Source organism: Nocardia sp. NPDC004604, from assembly GCF_040609795.1.
Taxonomy (GTDB): domain Bacteria; phylum Actinomycetota; class Actinomycetes; order Mycobacteriales; family Mycobacteriaceae; genus Nocardia.
Genome location: NZ_JBEXLC010000025.1, coordinates 23073 through 38896 on the forward strand (window position 1 = coordinate 23073; position 15824 = coordinate 38896).

Genomic DNA, 15824 nt, shown 5'->3' on the forward strand with positions numbered 1-15824 from the left:
CAGGAGCAGCAGCTGTGAATGCGCAAGCGGGACCACGGAATTCGCTCACCGATGTCGCCGGGCTGCTGGTCGGTCACCAGCACGCGCTCGATCCGAGCGCGACGCTGGGTTCCGGCGCGGCGACCGGCTGCACCGTGGTGCACGCGCCCGGCGGTGCCATCGCCGCGGTCGATGTGCGCGGCGGTGGGCCGGGGACCAGGGAAACCGATCTTCTCGACCCGGGCAACACTGTGCGCCAAGTGAATTCGATTCTGCTCACCGGCGGTAGCGCCTACGGACTCGCAGCCGCCGACGGCGTAATGCGCTGGCTGGAGGAACATCGCGAGGGCATCCCGATGGATCCGGCCGATCCGAACCGCGTGGTGCCCATCGTGCCCGCCGCGGTCATCTTCGATCTTCCGGTGGGGGACTGGGGCATTCGCCCGACCGCCGACTTCGGGTTCCTGGCGGCCGAGGCGGCGGCGGTCGACTTCGAGCGCGGTTCGGTCGGGGCCGGGGTCGGCGCGCGTGCCGGTTCGATCAAGGGCGGCGTCGGCACCGCGAGCGTGGTGCTCGGTGCGGGTCCCGGCGCGGGCGTCACCGTCTCGGCGCTGATCGTCGCCAACCCCGTCGGCTCGGTCTTCGACCCGCGCACCGGCCTGCCCTGGGGCGTCGGCACCGACGGTCCCGAGCACTTCGGGCTGCACCCGGCAACTGTGGACCAACTGGCCGCGGCCAACGCACTCCCGGTCAAGGGCACCGTCCTCAACACCACCATCGGCGTGGTCGCCACCGACGCACCCCTGGACCCCGCGGGCTGCCAGCGCATGGCCGCCACCGCCCATGACGGCCTCGCCCGCGCCATCCGCCCGGCCCACTCGCCCCTGGACGGCGACACCCTGTTCGCTCTCGCCACCGGCGCCGCCGAGATCACCACCCTGCCGATGCCCCCGGCCTTCCCGGCCGATCTGCTGGTCCTGGACGCCGTCTGTACCGCTGCGGCGGTGTGCGTAGAACGCGCCATCGTCGACGCCATCCTTTCGGCCCGCTCGGTCGCGGGCATCCCCGCATATTCCGACCTCTTCCCACGCTGATCCACCAGTGCGACGCGTCGGGGGTGAACGCGATCGGGCCGATGAACGCGAAAGTGTGCGTATGACTTGGGAACCGCCCTGGTCCGGGCGCGGGTGACGGGAACTTCGGGATGCCGACGCTCGATCGCCGGTCTGTGCGGGCACCGGAGCGTGGCCGACGGAAGGGTACCGGCCGACAGGTGGCCGGGAATAGCCGAATATTCTTGGTCGTTGTCGGGTGCGATATGTCGGCATTTGCGGTGCCGAAATGCGGAAGGGTTTGACTCGTGCTGGTGATAAGGGCCGATCTCGTCGAGGCGATGGTCGCGCATGCGCGCGCCGATCACCCGGATGAGGCGTGCGGCGTCATCGCCGGTCCGGACGGGTCGGATCGACCCGAGCGGTTCATCGCCATGGTCAATGCCGAGCGCTCGCCGACCTTCTACCGGTTCGACTCCGGTGAACAGCTGAAGGTGTGGCGGGCCATGGACGACGCCGATGAGACCCCGGTGGTGATCTATCACTCGCACACCGCCACCGAGGCCTACCCGAGCCGCACCGACATCTCCTACGCGTCCGAGCCGTTCGCGCATTATGTGCTGATCTCCACCCGCGATCCCGAGCAGCACGAGCTGCGCAGCTACCAGATCGTCGATGGTGTGGTCACCGAGGAGCCGGTCGAGGTCGTCGATGCGTACGAGACCGTTTAGTACCCCTATGTTCGTCGAATTCGAGGAGTCCCCGTGCCGGTAACCGTGTCCATCCCGACCATCATGCGTGGCCTGACCGGAGGCGAGAAGCGCGTCGACGCGCAGGGCTCGACCCTGTCCGCGCTGATCGAGAACCTCGACGCGAACCATCCCGGCCTCGCCGAGCGGCTGCTCAAGGACGGCAAGCTGAACCGCTACGTCAATATCTACGTCGACGACGAGGACGTGCGCTTCGCGGGCGGCCTCGAGGCGGAGGTGCCGGAGGGTGCGAGCGTCACCATCCTGCCCGCCGTCGCCGGAGGCTGATCGACCCCGTGACGCGCTATGAATCGCTGATCGCGACCCTCGGCAACACCCCGCTGGTCGGGTTGCGCAATCTGTCCCCGCAGTGGGACGGGGAGCACCCGGTGCGGCTGTGGGCCAAGCTCGAGGACCGCAACCCGACCGGTTCCATCAAGGACCGCCCGGCCCTGCGGATGATCGAACAGGCCGAGGCCGACGGCCGGCTCACGCCCGGTTGCACGATCCTGGAGCCGACCAGCGGCAATACCGGTATCTCGCTGGCCATGGCGGCCAAACTCAAGGGCTACCGGCTGGTCTGCGTGATGCCGGAGAACACCTCGGTCGAGCGTCGTCAGCTGCTGACCATGTTCGGCGCGGAGATCATCGATTCCCCGGCCGCTGGCGGTTCGAATCAGGCGGTCGCACTGGCCAAGCAGATCGCCGCGGAGAATCCGGACTGGGTGATGCTCTACCAGTACGGCAATCCGGCGAACGCGCTGGCGCACTACGAGACCACCGGCCCGGAGATCCTGGCCGACCTGCCCGAGATCACCCATTTCGTCGCGGGTCTCGGCACCACCGGCACGCTGATGGGGACCGGGCGGTTCCTGCGGGAAAAGGTGCCCGGCATCGAGATCGTCGCGGCCGAACCGCGCTATGGCGAACTGGTTTACGGACTGCGCAATATCGATGAGGGCTTCATTCCCGAGCTCTACGACGAGTCCGTGCTGACCACACGCTTTTCGGTCGGCCCGTTCGACGCGGTGAAACGCACGCGCGAGCTGGTGCTGGAAGAGGGCATTTTCGCGGGCATTTCGACCGGCGCGATCCTGCACGCGGCGCTCGGCGTCGCGCGTAAGTGCGTGCGGGCCGGTCAGCGGGCGGATATCGCGTTCATCGTTGCCGACGGCGGGTGGAAGTACCTGTCCACCGGCGCTTATGACGGGACTCTGGAAGAGGCGGAAGAGCGCCTCGACGGCCAGCTCTGGGCCTGAACCGAGATCCGATCCGGGCGCGATTTATCCCGGTACCCTCGAAAGAGCGAGCCCTGGCGGGCATATCTCGACGGCCCGGGACTCGCTCGACGAGGAGGTTGCGATGACCGGCGGTTCGGGAATCGGTTCGTCGTTCGATCCGGAGCGGATCGCCGCACTGCGCGCCCAATTGGGTCAGCCGATCGTATCGACTCCCGGTGCGCCGACTCCGGCGAAATCGAACAACTTCGCTCCCGTCAGACAGCTCTGGCTGCGCGCGGGTGTCATCATCACCGCATTCGTCGCCCTGCTCTACGGCATCGAAGGCGTCGACACCCTCGACGACAATAAACTCGACTACAACGGCATCGAGCCGCGCGAGGCCGATGGCCTGTGGGGAATCCTCTGGGCACCGGTCCTGCACCATGGTTGGGATCACCTGTTCGCCAATACGCTTCCGGTCCTCGTGCTCGGCTTCATCACCCTGCTCGCGGGCATCGGACGCGGAATGGCCGCCACCGCGATCATCTGGATCGTGGCCGGTGTCGGTGTCTGGCTCACCGGTGCCACCGGATCGGTGCATCTCGGCGCGTCCTCGCTGATCTTCGGCTGGCTCACCTTCCTGATCTCGCGTGGCTGGTTCGCCCGCAATATCGCCCAGATCGGCATCGGCTCGGTGGTGCTGGCGATATACGGGTCGGTGCTGTGGGGTGTGCTGCCCGGACAGCCCGGAATCTCTTGGCAGGGGCATCTTTTCGGGGCGGTGGGTGGAGTGCTTGCTGGCTGGGTACTCTCTGGTGATGAACGTCGACACCGTCGCGGGGATCGAGCCGGAGTCAATGCGTAGTCGCGGATGCGCGCGACTCGTAGCGGAATGTGGGGGATCGGTTCTTGAGTGAGAAATCGTCGTGGGAGCATGGGGGAATGCGCCTTACCGTCCTCGGGTGCTCGGGCAGTGTGTCCGGCCCGGACTCCCCTGCGTCGGGGTACCTGCTGACCGGGCCGGATATGTCGCCGGTGGTCATCGATTTCGGGCCGGGTGTGCTCGGCGCACTGCAACGCTATGCCGATCCCGGTGAGGTCGATATCTTTCTCACCCACCTGCACGCCGATCACTGCCTGGATCTGCCCGGCCTGCTGGTCTGGCGGCGCTACCATCCGACACCCCCGGTGGGGCGGGCGATCGTGCGCGGTCCGGCGGATAGCCCGGTGCGCATCGGCAATGCCTCGGCCGAGGTCGGCGGCGAATGCGACGACTGGTCCGACGTCATCGATCATCGGACGTGGGTCGAGGGCGAGGCGGTCGAATTCGGTCCCGGCCATACGGTGCTCGCGCGCCGGATGTATCACCCGCCGGAGTCCTATGGACTGCGTATCTCGACTGCGGCCGGACGGACCTTCGTCTACACCGGCGACACCGCGATGTGCGACGCGGTACTCGAACTCGCGCAGGATGCCGACATCCTGATGTCGGAGGCGTCGTGGACGCACGATCCGGCGAATCGGCCGCCCGGCATCCATCTGTCCGGCGCCGAGGCGGGCATGATCGCGGCGCGCGCGGGCGTGAAAGAGTTGCTGCTCACCCATATTCCGCCGTGGACGTCGCGCGAGGATGTGATCGCCGAGGCGAAGGCCCAGTTCTCCGGGCCGGTGCACGCGGTGGCACCGGGCGAAACCTTCGACGTCTGACCGGTTGCCGCGCGCCGCGGGTCATATGACTAGGCTTGGCGCGTGTCGAGACGAGCCGATGGCAGGGCGGACGATGAGCTCCGCGAGGTACGGATCACCCGTGGATTCACCACGCATCCAGCCGGTTCGGTGCTGGTGGAGTTCGGGCAGACCCGAGTGATGTGCACCGCGAGCGTTACCGAGGGCGTGCCCCCGTGGCGTCGCGATTCCGGACTCGGCTGGTTGACCGCCGAGTACGCGATGCTGCCCGCGGCAACGCATACCCGCAGCGGACGGGAATCGGTGAAGGGCAAGGTCGGCGGGCGTACCCAGGAGATCAGCCGGTTGGTCGGCCGGTCGCTGCGCGCCTGCATCGATCTGGCGGCCATCGGTGAGAACACCATTGCCATCGACTGCGATGTGCTGCAGGCCGATGGCGGCACCAGGACCGCGGCCATCACCGGTGCGTATGTCGCGCTCTCGGATGCGGTCACCTACCTCGGCGCGGCGGGCGGATTGGCCGACCCGCAGCCGATCTCGTGCGCGATCGCGGCGGTGAGTGTCGGCGTCGTCGACGGTCGGGTACGACTGGACCTGCCGTATGAAGAGGATTCGCGCGCCGAGGTCGATATGAATGTGGTCGCCACCGATACCGGCACCCTGGTGGAGATCCAGGGCACCGGCGAGGGCGCCACCTTCCCGCGCTCCACACTGGACAAGATGCTCGACGCGGCACTCGCCGGATGTGAGCGGCTGTTCACGGTGCAGAAAGAGGCACTGGCGCTGCCCTACCCAGGCGTGCTGCCGCAGCCGTCCGAGTCGAAGAAGAAGTGATGTCGCGCCGCGTCCTGGTCGCCAGCCGCAATGCCAAAAAGCTGAACGAATTGCGTCGGATTCTCGCCGACGCGGGTATCGCCGGCATCGAGATCGTCGGGCTCGACGATGTGCCCGCCTACGACGAGGCGCCCGAGACCGGCGCGACCTTCGAGGAGAATGCGCTCGCGAAGGCCCGCGACGGTGCGGCCGCGACCGGATTGCCTTGTGTGGCAGATGATTCCGGTATCGAGGTGGACGCGCTGAACGGAATGCCCGGTGTGCTGTCCGCGCGCTGGTCCGGGAGGCACGGCGATGACGCGGCCAATAACGCGCTGTTGCTGGCCCAACTCGGTGATGTGCCGGATGAGCGGCGCGGCGCGCGGTTCGTCTCCACCTGCGCGCTGGTGGTCCCCGGCGGCGCCGAGACCGTGGTGCGTGGTGAATGGCCCGGCTCGATCGGCCGCAAGCCCGCTGGGGACGGCGGTTTCGGCTACGATCCGCTGTTCATTCCGGCGGGCGGCGAGATCAGCGCGGCCCAGCTGACCCCGGCGGAAAAGGACGCGGCCTCGCATCGCGGCCGCGCCCTCACTCAACTCCTGCCCGCGCTGTCGGCCCTGGCCTGATTCGACAGCGGTTGTCGGCGGGTCAGAGGTCGAAGTCTCGCTTGACCTTGTTCGCGTTGACGTGCTCGACGAAGAAGGACAGCAGCGGGACGGTGCCCGCGATCAGCGTGCCGACCGTGCGCAGGATCGGCCAGCGCACCTTGACCGCGAGGTCGGCGGTGACCAGCAGGTAGATGAAGTAGACCCAGCCGTGCACGACCGCGATCCAGCTCGGGGTGTGCACGTCGAAGCCGTACTTCGCGATCACCTCGCCACTCAGCAGCAGCAGCCACAGGCCGGTGGTCCAGGCGAGGACGCGGTAGCGCAGCAGCGCGGGCCTGATCTTCGCGACGCTGGTGCTCGCGGCGGAGGCGTTGGGCCGCGCCGCCTCGGCCGTCAGCGCCTGGCTGGATTCGGTTGAGTTCTCGCTGGTGGTCAACCGGCGCTCCTCTGCGTGTCGCGGGCATGTAGGCCCGCATCCCGGACTTGTTGGTCGATGTCGCTGGCGTGTAGTTCGGCCAGATATCTGTTGTATTCGGCGAGTTCCGGATCTTCGTCCCGGATGGCCTTGGGGCGCTCGGGCAGCAGGCCCGCCGGAATCTCGCGCTGCGCATCGGCTTTCGCGGATCGCCGTGCCGAGGTCCGCGCCGCCTTCGCCGGAGCCTGCTCGGCCGTCGGTTCCTGCGCGTCCTCCTCCGATTCGGATTCGGTCTCCAGTCGCACGAACCGGAAGTACGCGAAGATCGCGAATCCGGCGAACAGCGGCCACTGCAGTGCGTAGCCGAGATTCTGCCCGGTACCGCTGGCCGATTCGAACCGCTGCCACTGCCACCATCCCAAGGCCAGGCAGGCGAGGGCGGCCACGATCACCAGCACGATGAGGGCCGGGCGATTGTGTGCCGAGCGGCGAGATGGGGCGGACACGGTTACTACGGTACCCGTCTACTACACGGTACGTAGGAGCAGGTCGGCGGCGCGGTCGCGCCTTCAGAACTTGTAGGTGATCCCGGTCATCCGCTCGGATTCCTCCCAGAGGCGGCGCAGCAGCTCCGGGTTGTTCGACAGTTTGCTCGACGGCGAGGGCTCGACCGGGCCCTGGGTCTGGAACAAACGGTTCGGACCCCAGTAGATGGTGGGATCGGCATCGGGCATGGTGGCCGCGAACAGGGTGGACTGGGCGGCCTTGGCCGGGGGCTGACCGATGATGCGGATGAACGGCTTGCTGAACCGGTCCAGCGGGGTTTCGGTCCTGGTGAACAGGTCGGTCGCGGAGACGCCGGGGTGGACCGCGTAGGACCGCTTGGTGGATGCGGCCTCGGTCAGCCGTCGCTGCAGTTCGCGGGCGAACATCAGGTTGGCGAGTTTGGCCTGGGCGTAGGCGAGGTTGCGCTGGTAGCGACGGTTCTCGTAGTTGAGATCGTCGATCCAGAGTTTCGGGGTCTGCTTGTGTGCGATGCTCGCCAGGCTCACCACCCGATCGCGCAGGCGATCGAGCAGCAGTCCGGTCAGTGCGAAATGTCCGAGGTGGTTGACGCCGAACTGGGTCTCGAATCCGTCCTTGGTGCGCGAGAACGGGACGTTCATCAGACCGGCATTATTGATGAGCACATCGAATTCGCCGGTCTTGTCGGCGAATTCGCGCACCGATGCCAGATCCGCCAGATCCAGACGCTCGACCCGGATATCGCCATCGATTCGGTCGGCGATCGGCTGCGCCTTCGCGACATTGCGGCAGGCCATGACCACCGTGGCGCCCTTGCTCGCCAGCACGGTGGTGGTCTCGACGCCGAGGCCGCCATTGGCTCCGGTCACGATGAAGGTACGCCCGCTCTGGTCGGGTATTTCATTCGGTTTCCACGCCATGAGCTGACCTTACTCTGGGGTAAGTTTTGGGGGAAGGGTGGCGCGCATCGGATCGCGGATTTGAGTGGTGGCCGGGTGATTCGCTGCCGTGTCGCTGGATAACTGGAATGACGGCAACCGACCATACTGGGTCAATGACCGGTGCACTCGCTGTCGCCGAAAAAGTTCCTGAACCGTTGAGCAAGGCCAAGACCAATATCGTGTTCGCCACGATTGTGCTGGGCATGTTGCTGGCGGCCTTGGATCAGACGATCGTGTCCACCGCATTGCCCACGATCGTCGCCGATCTCGGCGAGGCCGGGCGGATGGCGTGGGTGGTCACGGCGTATCTGCTGGCGGAGGCGGTGGCGACCGCGCTGGCGGGCAAACTCGGCGACCTCTTCGGTCGCAAGCTGATCTTTCAGCTCAGCGCGCTGATCTTCATTATCGGTTCGATGATCGCGGGTCTGGCGAACGGGATGACGCTGCTGATCATCGCCCGCGGCATCCAGGGTTTCGGCGCCGGTGGCCTGATGGTCACCGCGATGGCGCTGATCGCCGACACCATTCCGCTGCGGCAGCGCGGCAAATATCAGGGTGCGCTCGGCGCGGTCTTCGGCGTCACCACGGTGATCGGCCCGACATTGGGCGGGTTGTTCACCGACCACGCCAGCTGGCGGTGGTGTTTCTACGTCAATGTGCCCGTCGCGGTGATCATGATCGCGATGGCCGCGCGCACGATTCCTCGGATGCGGGCCGTCGTCAAGCCGATCATCGACTACGCGGGTATCGGGTTGGTCGCGGCCGGTGTCTCCTGTTTGATCCTCGGGCTGGAGTGGGGCGGACAGGAGTATCCGTGGGGCTCACCGATGATCATCGGCCTGTTCGCGGCCGCGGTGGTGCTGCTGGCCACATTCGTCGCGGTGGAGTTGCAGGCCAGAGAGCCGATGCTGCCGATGGGGCTGTTCCGCAGCCGAGTCTTCACCGTGTGCTCGATCCTCAGCTTTATCGTCGGGTTCGCGATGCTCGGTTCGATGACCTATCTGCCCGCGTATCTGCAGTACGTGAACGGTGTTTCGGCGACCGTATCCGGGGTGCGCACCTTGCCGCTGGTGGTCGGGTTGTTCATCACATCGATCATCTCCGGGCAGGTGGTCGGCCAGACCGGTCGCTACAGGTACTTCCCGATCGTGGGCACGCTGGTGATGGCGCTCGGGCTGTATCTGATGTCGACCATGGGCCGGACCACCAGCGTGTGGCTGGAATCGCTGTACATGCTCGTGCTCGGCCTCGGCCTCGGCCTGACCATGCAGGTGCTGACCATCGTCGTGCAGAACACCGTGCCCTATGCCCAACTCGGCACCGCGACCTCGGGTGTCGCCTTCTTCCGCACGGTCGGAAGTGCCTTCGGCACTGCCATTTTCGGAACGTTGTACACCGATCAGATCGGTCCGAAGCTGACCGATGCGCTCATGCAGGTCCGGGTCGTGTCACCGGAGGTCGCCGCGAATCCGCAGTCCTTGCGGGCGCTGCCGACCGAGGTGTCGGCGCCGATCATCGACGCATACGCCGATTCCATCGATCACGTATTCCTATGGGTGGTGCCGGTCGCGCTGGCCGGTTTCGTGGTCGCCTGGTTCCTGAAGGAAGTGCCGCTGCGCGATAGCGCACGGGCGAGTGCGACGGATGTGGGCGAGGGCTTTTCGATGCCGGAGCCCGCGGACCGCTTGGTGTACCTGGAGCGTGCCGTCTCGGACACCATGCGCAAGGCGCGGGCCGAGGGACCTGTCGGTCCGCGCATCCTCGCAGCCGCGGGTAGCGATCTGAGTCGCGGCGAAGCCTGGGCGCTGGGGCAGGTCTACCTGCACACCCGGATCAGGGGTGCGGCGACCCTCGACGCGATCGCGGAGGTGCACAAGCTGCCGGATGAGGTCATCGAACCGATCTACGACCGGGTGATCGGCCGCGGATATCTGACCGAAGACGCTGGTGGCCTGCGGCTTACGGATACGGGCCGGGCCGAAGTGGACCGGATCCGGGCATCGTGGCAGCGCTGGCTCGGCGCCCGGCTCGACGACTGGGACTGCTCCGATCCCGCCGACCGGGCGCTGCTCGATCAGGCCCTGGCGAATATCGCCGCCAAAATTCTCGATGAGCAGGCCAGGGAGCAGGAAGTCGCGCACGTCTAGTACTTGTGCCCGAATACTCGTAGACGTATATTCGTAGACGAGTAAGGAGGTGCCCATGGCCACGAAGCGCAAAGTGAACAATCTGCTGGCGCTGGCGGTGCTCGCGACCGTCATCGAACGGCCGATGCACCGCTACGAAATCGCGTCGAAGATGCGTGAGCGCGGCAAGGACCGCGATATGGACATCAAGTGGGGCTCGCTGTACACCGTGGTGCAGAACATGGAGAAGGCAGGCCTCCTCGAGGTTGTCGGCAGTGAGCGCGACGGTGCTCGGCCGGAACGCACGATCTATGCGATCACCGATGCCGGTCGGGCCGAAATGGCCGACTGGACAAGGGAATTGATCGCCGAACCGGAACCGGAGCCCAACCGGTTCATTGCCGGACTCTCCGTCGCGGCGGCGCTGCCGCCGGATGAGGTCGTCGAGTTACTCGGCCAGCGCATCGGCGCGCTGAGCCGCACCATCGACGCTGCGCGCCGAGAACTCGATCAACTCGCGGCGGCCAATCTGCCCAGGCTGTTCGTCATCGAAGCCGAATACGGCGTTGCGATGCTGGAAGCCGAGGCCGAGTGGGCGGCGTCGCTGCGTGACGAGATCGCCGCGGGCACATTTCCCGGTGTCGATCTCTGGCGGCATATGCATGCCGTCGGCATGACGCCCGCCGAGGTCGGCGAGCTGGTGGAAAGGGGGATCACGGAATAGACGTCCGCTCCGGATTCCGGCAGGCACCGGGCGGAGCGATCAGTTGAGACCAGGCCCGGCGGGGTGCGGCAACACCGCCGCCGAGCCCGATGAAACCGTCTCGAACCGCGTCCGCATGCGCGCACCCGGCTACAAGGCTGGCAACCACAGGATAACTGGGTGTGCGGTGGGGCGGTCGGTTCGGGCTTCGAATGAACCCGTATCGCACACATTGGAGTACACCCATGTCCACCACAGAAACAGCCATTGTCATCGGCGGTGGTATCGCCGGACCGGTCACCGCCACCGCGCTGCACAAGGCGGGCATTGCTGCCCGCGTCTACGAGGCCTATCCCGGTCCGACGTTCGGCGTCGGCAGCGGGCTGGCTCTGGCGCCGAATGGTGTTGCCGCCCTTGACATTATCGGCGCTGGCGATTTGTTCCACGCGATCGCGAGCCCGGTATCGCATACTCAAATGTCGGTCGGCGGCAAAGTGCTGCGGATGCCGGACATTCCGGACGTGCCATCGTTGAAAATTGTCGACCGCAACGAATTACACCGGACGCTGCACGACCACGCGGTCGCCACGGGTATTCCCTTCGAGTACAACAAGCGACTCGTAAGCGTCGATGAGGATGCCGACGGCATTACCGCGCACTTTGCCGATGGCAGTTCCGCCACCGCCGATGTGCTGATCGGCGCGGACGGCATTCGATCCACCGTGCGCGGTCTGATCGATCCGAAGAATCCGGGACCCGAGTACACCGGAATGATCGGATTCGGCGCGATGATCGACAATGAAATCGGACTCGCCCCGGAGACAATGGTTTTCGCATTCGGGAAGAAGGCCTACTACCTCTATGGAACGGTCGGCGACGATAAGATCATGTGGGGCGCCAATCTGCCGCACAAGGAGTACCTTACGCTGTCCGAGGCGCGGACGATTCCGGCCGAGCACTGGTTGCGAATCCTGCGGGAGACCTATGCCGAGGACACCCCGGGCGGTGAATTCGCCAGAAAGACCACCGCGGCAAATCTGGAAACGACCGGGGCGCTCCACATTATGCCGTCGGTGCCGACCTGGCACCGGGGACGCATGGTACTGGTCGGGGATTCGGTGCACGCGCCGTCCAATAGTTCGGGCCAGGGGGCGTCGCTGGCCATCGAGAGCGCGGTGCAGCTGGCGCGGTGCCTGCGGGATCTGCCCGAGCACAGCGCGGCCTTCGCCGCCTATGAAGGGTTGCGGCGGCCGCGGGTGGAGAGTGTCACGGCCCGGGGGCGCAAGATCAACCACAGCAAGACACCGGGGCCGGTGGCGCGCCGGATGATGCCATTGCTGATGCCGCTGCTGATGAAGGGGATGAACCTGGAGAAGACGATGGGTGCCGAGCAGCGGTATCGGATCGATTGGGATGCGCCGGTGCAGCGGGAGTTGGCTGCTTCCAGGGCGTAGCGGGATGTTGCCTGTCCCCCGATGCGGGGGCAGGCAACATTCGGTTCCGGTTTCGAACCCGACGGCCGCATCATCCGTATGGTGGAAGATGGGAATCGAAACTCAGGGGGGATAGTGCATACCGATCCTGCGCTGCAATTGACCGGGCTGTACAAGCGATTCGGTGGTCCGTGGGTGGTCGACAATGTCGGCCTCACGGTGCCGCCGGGCTCGTTCTTCGGGCTGGTCGGCCCGAATGGCGCTGGCAAGACGACCACCTTGTCGATGGCCTGCGGGCTATTGCGGCCCGACGGTGGACAGGCGCATATCTTCGGCGTCGATGTGTGGGCCGATCCGGTCGCCGCGAAGACACTGGCGGGTGTGCTGCCGGACGGGCTGGCACTACCGGAACGTCTGACCGGACGAGAGCTGTTGACCTACACCGGCTTACTGCGCGGTCTGCCCGCGAAGACGGTTTCCGAGCGGGCCGAGGAATTGCTCGGGGTATTCGAATTGACCGGTGCCGAACGCACTCTCGTCATCGATTACTCCGCGGGCATGCGCAAGAAGATCGGGTTGGCCGCGGCGCTGTTGCACGCGCCGAAACTACTGGTGCTCGACGAACCGTTCGAGGCGGTGGATCCGGTGTCCGCGAGCACGATTCGGACCATTCTGCAGCGGTTTGTTGCGGCGGGCGGTGCGGTGGTGCTGTCGAGTCATGTGATGGCGCTGGTGGAGAACCTGTGCGACCGGGTCGCGGTGATCACCGCGGGGCGGGTGGTGGCGGTTGGCACCCTCGACGAGGTGCGCGGGGACAGCAGCCTGGAAGCGGCATTCGTGCAGTTGGTCGGCGGCCGGGTCGGCGGGGAGGACGGGCTGTCGTGGTTGGCGTCCTGATCCGGATGCGGTTGCTGCTGACCAAGCGTGCGTTGGGCAATGGCTGGCAGGGGGTCACATTCGTCAGTGGCGTGGTGATCGGTCTCGTCTTCGCCCTGGGCACGGCGAGCCTCACTGGATTCGCGGTTCGCGACGGCGATGTGGCCGGTGGTATCACTGTCGTCGCCGCCTGGTACGGCATCTGGACGCTCGGCTGGCTGTGCGGACCGGTGCTCACGGGCAGCAGTGATGAGACCGTGCAGCCCGAACAGCTGCGGCTGCTGCCGCTGAGCCATCGGCAGTTGGCCACCGGGCTGTTGGCCGCAGCCTTCGTCGGGCCAGCGCCGGTGATCAACCTGCTGGCCTTCTCTGGGCTGATCGTGCTTGCGGTGCAACTGAGTTGGGGTGCGGCCGCGGTCGCGCTGGTCGGTGTGGTGCTGCAGTTGATCTTCGTGGTGGTGCTCTCGCGCGTGGTGCTGGCGTGGATCGGCGCGGCGATGCGGTCGCGGCGAGGACGCGATCTCGGGGTGCTGCTCGCCGGCCTGGCCGGGCTGGCCTACTACCCGATGAGCTTCCTGCTGAATCACATGAATGCGGTGCGGGAATCGGCACCATGGCTGGCGGATCTGCTGCGCGTCCTGCCCTCCGGCTGGGCGCCGGATGCGGTGGCCGCGGCGGCGCGTGGCGATTGGTTGTTCGCGCTGCTCGCACTCACCGGGCTGTTCGCGCTGACGGCGGTGCTGTGGCAGGCGTGGTCGGTGCTGTTGCGGCGGCGGCTGATCGCGCCGATGGGAGCGACATCCGGTGCGGCCGGGCGGGGGATGCTGCTGGGCCGGGTGCGGCCGAGTGGGCCGGTTGGTGCGGTGGTGGTCAAGGAGTTGCGGACCTGGTCGCGCGATAGCCGACGGCGTGCGGCGCTGCTGCCGGTGTTGTTGGTCGGAGCGCTGCTTCCGGTATTTCCGGCAATACAGGGCGACAGTTCGCGTGGTGTGGTGTTCGCCGGTGTGAGTGCGGCATGGTTCGCGGGGCTGGCCGCAAATAATCTCTACGGCTACGACGGCACCGCACTCTGGCAGACCTTGGTGACACCCGGTGCGGTGCGTGCGGATGTGCGCGGACGACTGCTGGCCCTGCTGTTGGTGATCGGCCTGCCGACGCTGCTGCTCGCGGTGGTGTTGCCGGGTGCGCTCGGCCGCTGGTCGATGTACCCCTGGACGCTGTCGCTGCTGTTCGTCGTGCTCGGCGTCGGTGCGGGTTCCGCGGTATTCCTCTCGGTTACCGCGCCCTATCCGCTGCCGCCGCGAACCGGAAATCCCTTCGCCTCCTCCGGAAATCCGGGCTGTGCGAAGGCTCTGGTCCAAATCAGCACCAGTTTGGGCCAACTGGTCGCGGCCATTCCCGTACTGATCGTGCTGGTCATCGGCCGAGTTTTCGACCTCACCGCCGTGCAGTGGCTGGCGCTGCCGCTGGGGATCGCGATCGGGGTCATGGGTGCGGTTCTCGGTGCTCGCCTCGCCGAGCGGCGGTTGTCGGACCGTGGGCCGGAAGTCCTCGCGGCCGTGCAGCCGCGTTGACGCTTGCGATCCGGCGGGCCGAACCGGGCACGGATTTCGGATGGTCGAGCGCGGGGGCCGTGCTCGGGAACGGGCTGTTCGAACATCGGGAGAGAAATACACTTGGTGCGTGAGCGATAGGGATTCCGATGGCAATCTCGATTTGAATCAGCTGCGGACATTCCTGGCGGTGCATCGGGCGGGTTCGGTGACGGCGGGTGCTCGGCTGGTCGGGTTATCGCAGCCGACGGTGACGACTCAGTTGCAGGCGTTGGAGAAGCGGCTGGGTTATCGGCTGTTCGAGCGGCTGCCGCGCGGAGTGGTTTCGACGGCGGCGGCCGTGGAGTTGGCGGCGCGGGTGGCGGGGCCGGTGGACGCCCTCGATGGGATCGCTGGTCGTGCCGTGCCCGCCGAACCGGTGCCGCAGCCGCCGGTGCGTTTGGCTGGACCCGCCGAACTGCTTGCGGTGCAGGCACTTCCGGCGCTAGCGAGCTTGATCGCGCGCGGTGTTCGGCTGACGGTCACCGCGGGGCTGTCCGATGAACTGCTGGCCGGGCTGCGCGCCGGACACTATGACCTCATCGTGTCCACGGTGCGCCCGCGCGGCCGGGCCTTGATCGCCGAACCGCTCGCCGATGAGGAATTCGTCCTGGTCGCCGCGCCCGAAATGGCCGAACGCATCGACACCGCACGGTTGCGCGCCGAGGGTCCGGCGGTCCTGACGGGCCTACCCCTGATCAGCTACTCCGCCGACCTACCGATCCTGCGCCGCTACTGGCGACACGTATTCGGCGTCCGCCTTACCGCCGAACCCTCGGTAGTCGTCGCCGATCTGCGCGCGATAACCGCGACGGTCGCCGCGGGCGCGGGCATCAGCGTCCTCCCGCGCTATCTCTGCACCGCCGAGCTGGCCGCCGGCACCTTGGTCCCGCTACTCGAACCCGACGACCCACCCATCAATACCGGCTTCCTGGTCCGCCGTCCCGGCACCGCCGCCCGCCCCCACATCGACCTGGTGTACGACCACCTGCGGGCCGCCGGGCGGAAATGGTGACCAGGTGCGTCAGGGGCGCCGTCCGAACGCGCACCATGCCCCACCCACTTCGTCTACTCGCCGAGCGTAGTCGTAAGGCGTCGAATACGGT

The 15824-nt window shown here is 66.7% G+C and carries 17 protein-coding genes; 14 read left to right on the top strand and 3 right to left on the bottom strand.

The genetic code is table 11. From position 1 onward, the window contains the following. Positions 1-14 precede the first annotated feature (14 nt). The 8 genes from ABZW16_RS11925 (at position 15) to rdgB (ending at position 6125) form a co-directional block, all read left to right on the top strand. Positions 15-1073 (top strand): P1 family peptidase, encoded by a 1059-nt coding sequence (locus ABZW16_RS11925; protein ID WP_354954919.1) that lies wholly within the window; start codon positions 15-17, stop codon positions 1071-1073. A 266-nt stretch (positions 1074-1339) separates the two neighbouring features. Continuing rightward, a complete protein-coding gene (locus tag ABZW16_RS11930; RefSeq protein ID WP_354954921.1) occupies positions 1340-1762 on the top strand; it encodes a M67 family metallopeptidase in 423 nt (140 codons plus the stop codon). A 33-nt stretch (positions 1763-1795) separates the two neighbouring features. Next, positions 1796-2068, top strand: a complete 273-nt coding sequence (locus ABZW16_RS11935) for a MoaD/ThiS family protein (RefSeq protein WP_354954923.1) — start codon at positions 1796-1798, stop codon at positions 2066-2068. An 8-nt stretch (positions 2069-2076) separates the two neighbouring features. After that, positions 2077-3039, top strand: a complete 963-nt coding sequence (locus ABZW16_RS11940; protein WP_354954925.1) for a cysteine synthase — start codon at positions 2077-2079, stop codon at positions 3037-3039. 103 nt (positions 3040-3142) lie between these two features. Next, positions 3143-3865 carry a rhomboid family intramembrane serine protease gene (locus ABZW16_RS11945; RefSeq protein ID WP_354954927.1) on the top strand — a complete coding sequence of 241 codons (723 nt, stop codon included), beginning with the start codon at positions 3143-3145 and terminating at the stop codon, positions 3863-3865. A gap of 77 nt (positions 3866-3942) precedes the next feature. Then, positions 3943-4707 carry a cyclic nucleotide-degrading phosphodiesterase gene (locus tag ABZW16_RS11950; RefSeq protein WP_354954929.1) on the top strand — a complete coding sequence of 255 codons (765 nt, stop codon included), beginning with the start codon at positions 3943-3945 and terminating at the stop codon, positions 4705-4707. Between the two features lie 42 nt (positions 4708-4749). Continuing rightward, positions 4750-5520 (top strand): ribonuclease PH, encoded by a 771-nt coding sequence (gene rph / locus ABZW16_RS11955; protein WP_354954931.1) that lies wholly within the window; start codon positions 4750-4752, stop codon positions 5518-5520. Further along, on the top strand, positions 5520-6125 hold the full coding sequence (gene rdgB / locus ABZW16_RS11960) for an RdgB/HAM1 family non-canonical purine NTP pyrophosphatase (protein WP_354954933.1): 606 nt from the start codon (positions 5520-5522) through the stop codon (positions 6123-6125). Before rph ends, rdgB begins: the two co-directional genes overlap by 1 nt. Before the next feature lie 22 nt (positions 6126-6147). Here rdgB and ABZW16_RS11965 read toward each other — a convergent pair whose 3' ends face one another. From ABZW16_RS11965 to ABZW16_RS11975, 3 genes are all read right to left on the bottom strand, one after another. Next, positions 6148-6504: a DUF3817 domain-containing protein gene (locus tag ABZW16_RS11965; protein ID WP_354955029.1), complete on the bottom strand. Its 357-nt coding sequence runs from the start codon at positions 6502-6504 to the stop codon at positions 6148-6150. Between the two features lie 35 nt (positions 6505-6539). Further along, on the bottom strand, positions 6540-7028 hold the full coding sequence (locus ABZW16_RS11970; protein WP_354954935.1) for a transcriptional regulator: 489 nt from the start codon (positions 7026-7028) through the stop codon (positions 6540-6542). Between the two features lie 63 nt (positions 7029-7091). Further along, on the bottom strand, positions 7092-7967 hold the full coding sequence (locus tag ABZW16_RS11975) for an oxidoreductase (protein WP_354954937.1): 876 nt from the start codon (positions 7965-7967) through the stop codon (positions 7092-7094). 134 nt (positions 7968-8101) lie between these two features. On the opposite strand from ABZW16_RS11975, the gene ABZW16_RS11980 reads away from it, so the two are divergent. The 6 genes from ABZW16_RS11980 (at position 8102) to ABZW16_RS12005 (ending at position 15733) form a co-directional block, all read left to right on the top strand. Further along, positions 8102-10135, top strand: a complete 2034-nt coding sequence (locus ABZW16_RS11980) for an MDR family MFS transporter (RefSeq protein WP_354954939.1) — start codon at positions 8102-8104, stop codon at positions 10133-10135. A 55-nt stretch (positions 10136-10190) separates the two neighbouring features. Continuing rightward, entirely contained in the window at positions 10191-10838 is a 648-nt protein-coding gene (locus ABZW16_RS11985; RefSeq protein WP_354954941.1) for a PadR family transcriptional regulator, read from the top strand. A gap of 224 nt (positions 10839-11062) precedes the next feature. After that, complete coding sequence (locus ABZW16_RS11990) at positions 11063-12271, top strand: FAD-dependent monooxygenase (protein ID WP_354954943.1); 1209 nt, start codon at positions 11063-11065, stop codon at positions 12269-12271. A 78-nt stretch (positions 12272-12349) separates the two neighbouring features. Beyond that, entirely contained in the window at positions 12350-13147 is a 798-nt protein-coding gene (locus tag ABZW16_RS11995) for an ABC transporter ATP-binding protein (RefSeq protein WP_354954945.1), read from the top strand. Further along, positions 13132-14700 (top strand): hypothetical protein, encoded by a 1569-nt coding sequence (locus ABZW16_RS12000; RefSeq protein WP_354954946.1) that lies wholly within the window; start codon positions 13132-13134, stop codon positions 14698-14700. Before ABZW16_RS11995 ends, ABZW16_RS12000 begins: the two co-directional genes overlap by 16 nt. A gap of 109 nt (positions 14701-14809) precedes the next feature. Next, on the top strand, positions 14810-15733 hold the full coding sequence (locus tag ABZW16_RS12005) for a LysR family transcriptional regulator (protein ID WP_354954948.1): 924 nt from the start codon (positions 14810-14812) through the stop codon (positions 15731-15733). The last annotated feature ends 91 nt before the right edge of the window (positions 15734-15824 follow it).

What these genes read in the sequence shown, in the direction of transcription:
- ABZW16_RS11945 (WP_354954927.1), top strand. Translation starts at nt 3,143, where the DNA reads ATGACCGGCGGTTCGGGAATCGGTTCGTCGTTCGATCCGGAGCGGATC.
- ABZW16_RS11950 (WP_354954929.1), top strand. Translation starts at nt 3,943, where the DNA reads ATGCGCCTTACCGTCCTCGGGTGCTCGGGCAGTGTGTCCGGCCCGGAC.
- rdgB (WP_354954933.1), top strand. Translation starts at nt 5,520, where the DNA reads ATGTCGCGCCGCGTCCTGGTCGCCAGCCGCAATGCCAAAAAGCTGAAC.
- ABZW16_RS11975 (WP_354954937.1), bottom strand. Translation starts at nt 7,967, where the DNA reads ATGGCGTGGAAACCGAATGAAATACCCGACCAGAGCGGGCGTACCTTC.
- ABZW16_RS11980 (WP_354954939.1), top strand. Translation starts at nt 8,102, where the DNA reads ATGACCGGTGCACTCGCTGTCGCCGAAAAAGTTCCTGAACCGTTGAGC.
- ABZW16_RS11985 (WP_354954941.1), top strand. Translation starts at nt 10,191, where the DNA reads ATGGCCACGAAGCGCAAAGTGAACAATCTGCTGGCGCTGGCGGTGCTC.
- ABZW16_RS11990 (WP_354954943.1), top strand. Translation starts at nt 11,063, where the DNA reads ATGTCCACCACAGAAACAGCCATTGTCATCGGCGGTGGTATCGCCGGA.
- ABZW16_RS11995 (WP_354954945.1), top strand. Translation starts at nt 12,350, where the DNA reads ATGGTGGAAGATGGGAATCGAAACTCAGGGGGGATAGTGCATACCGAT.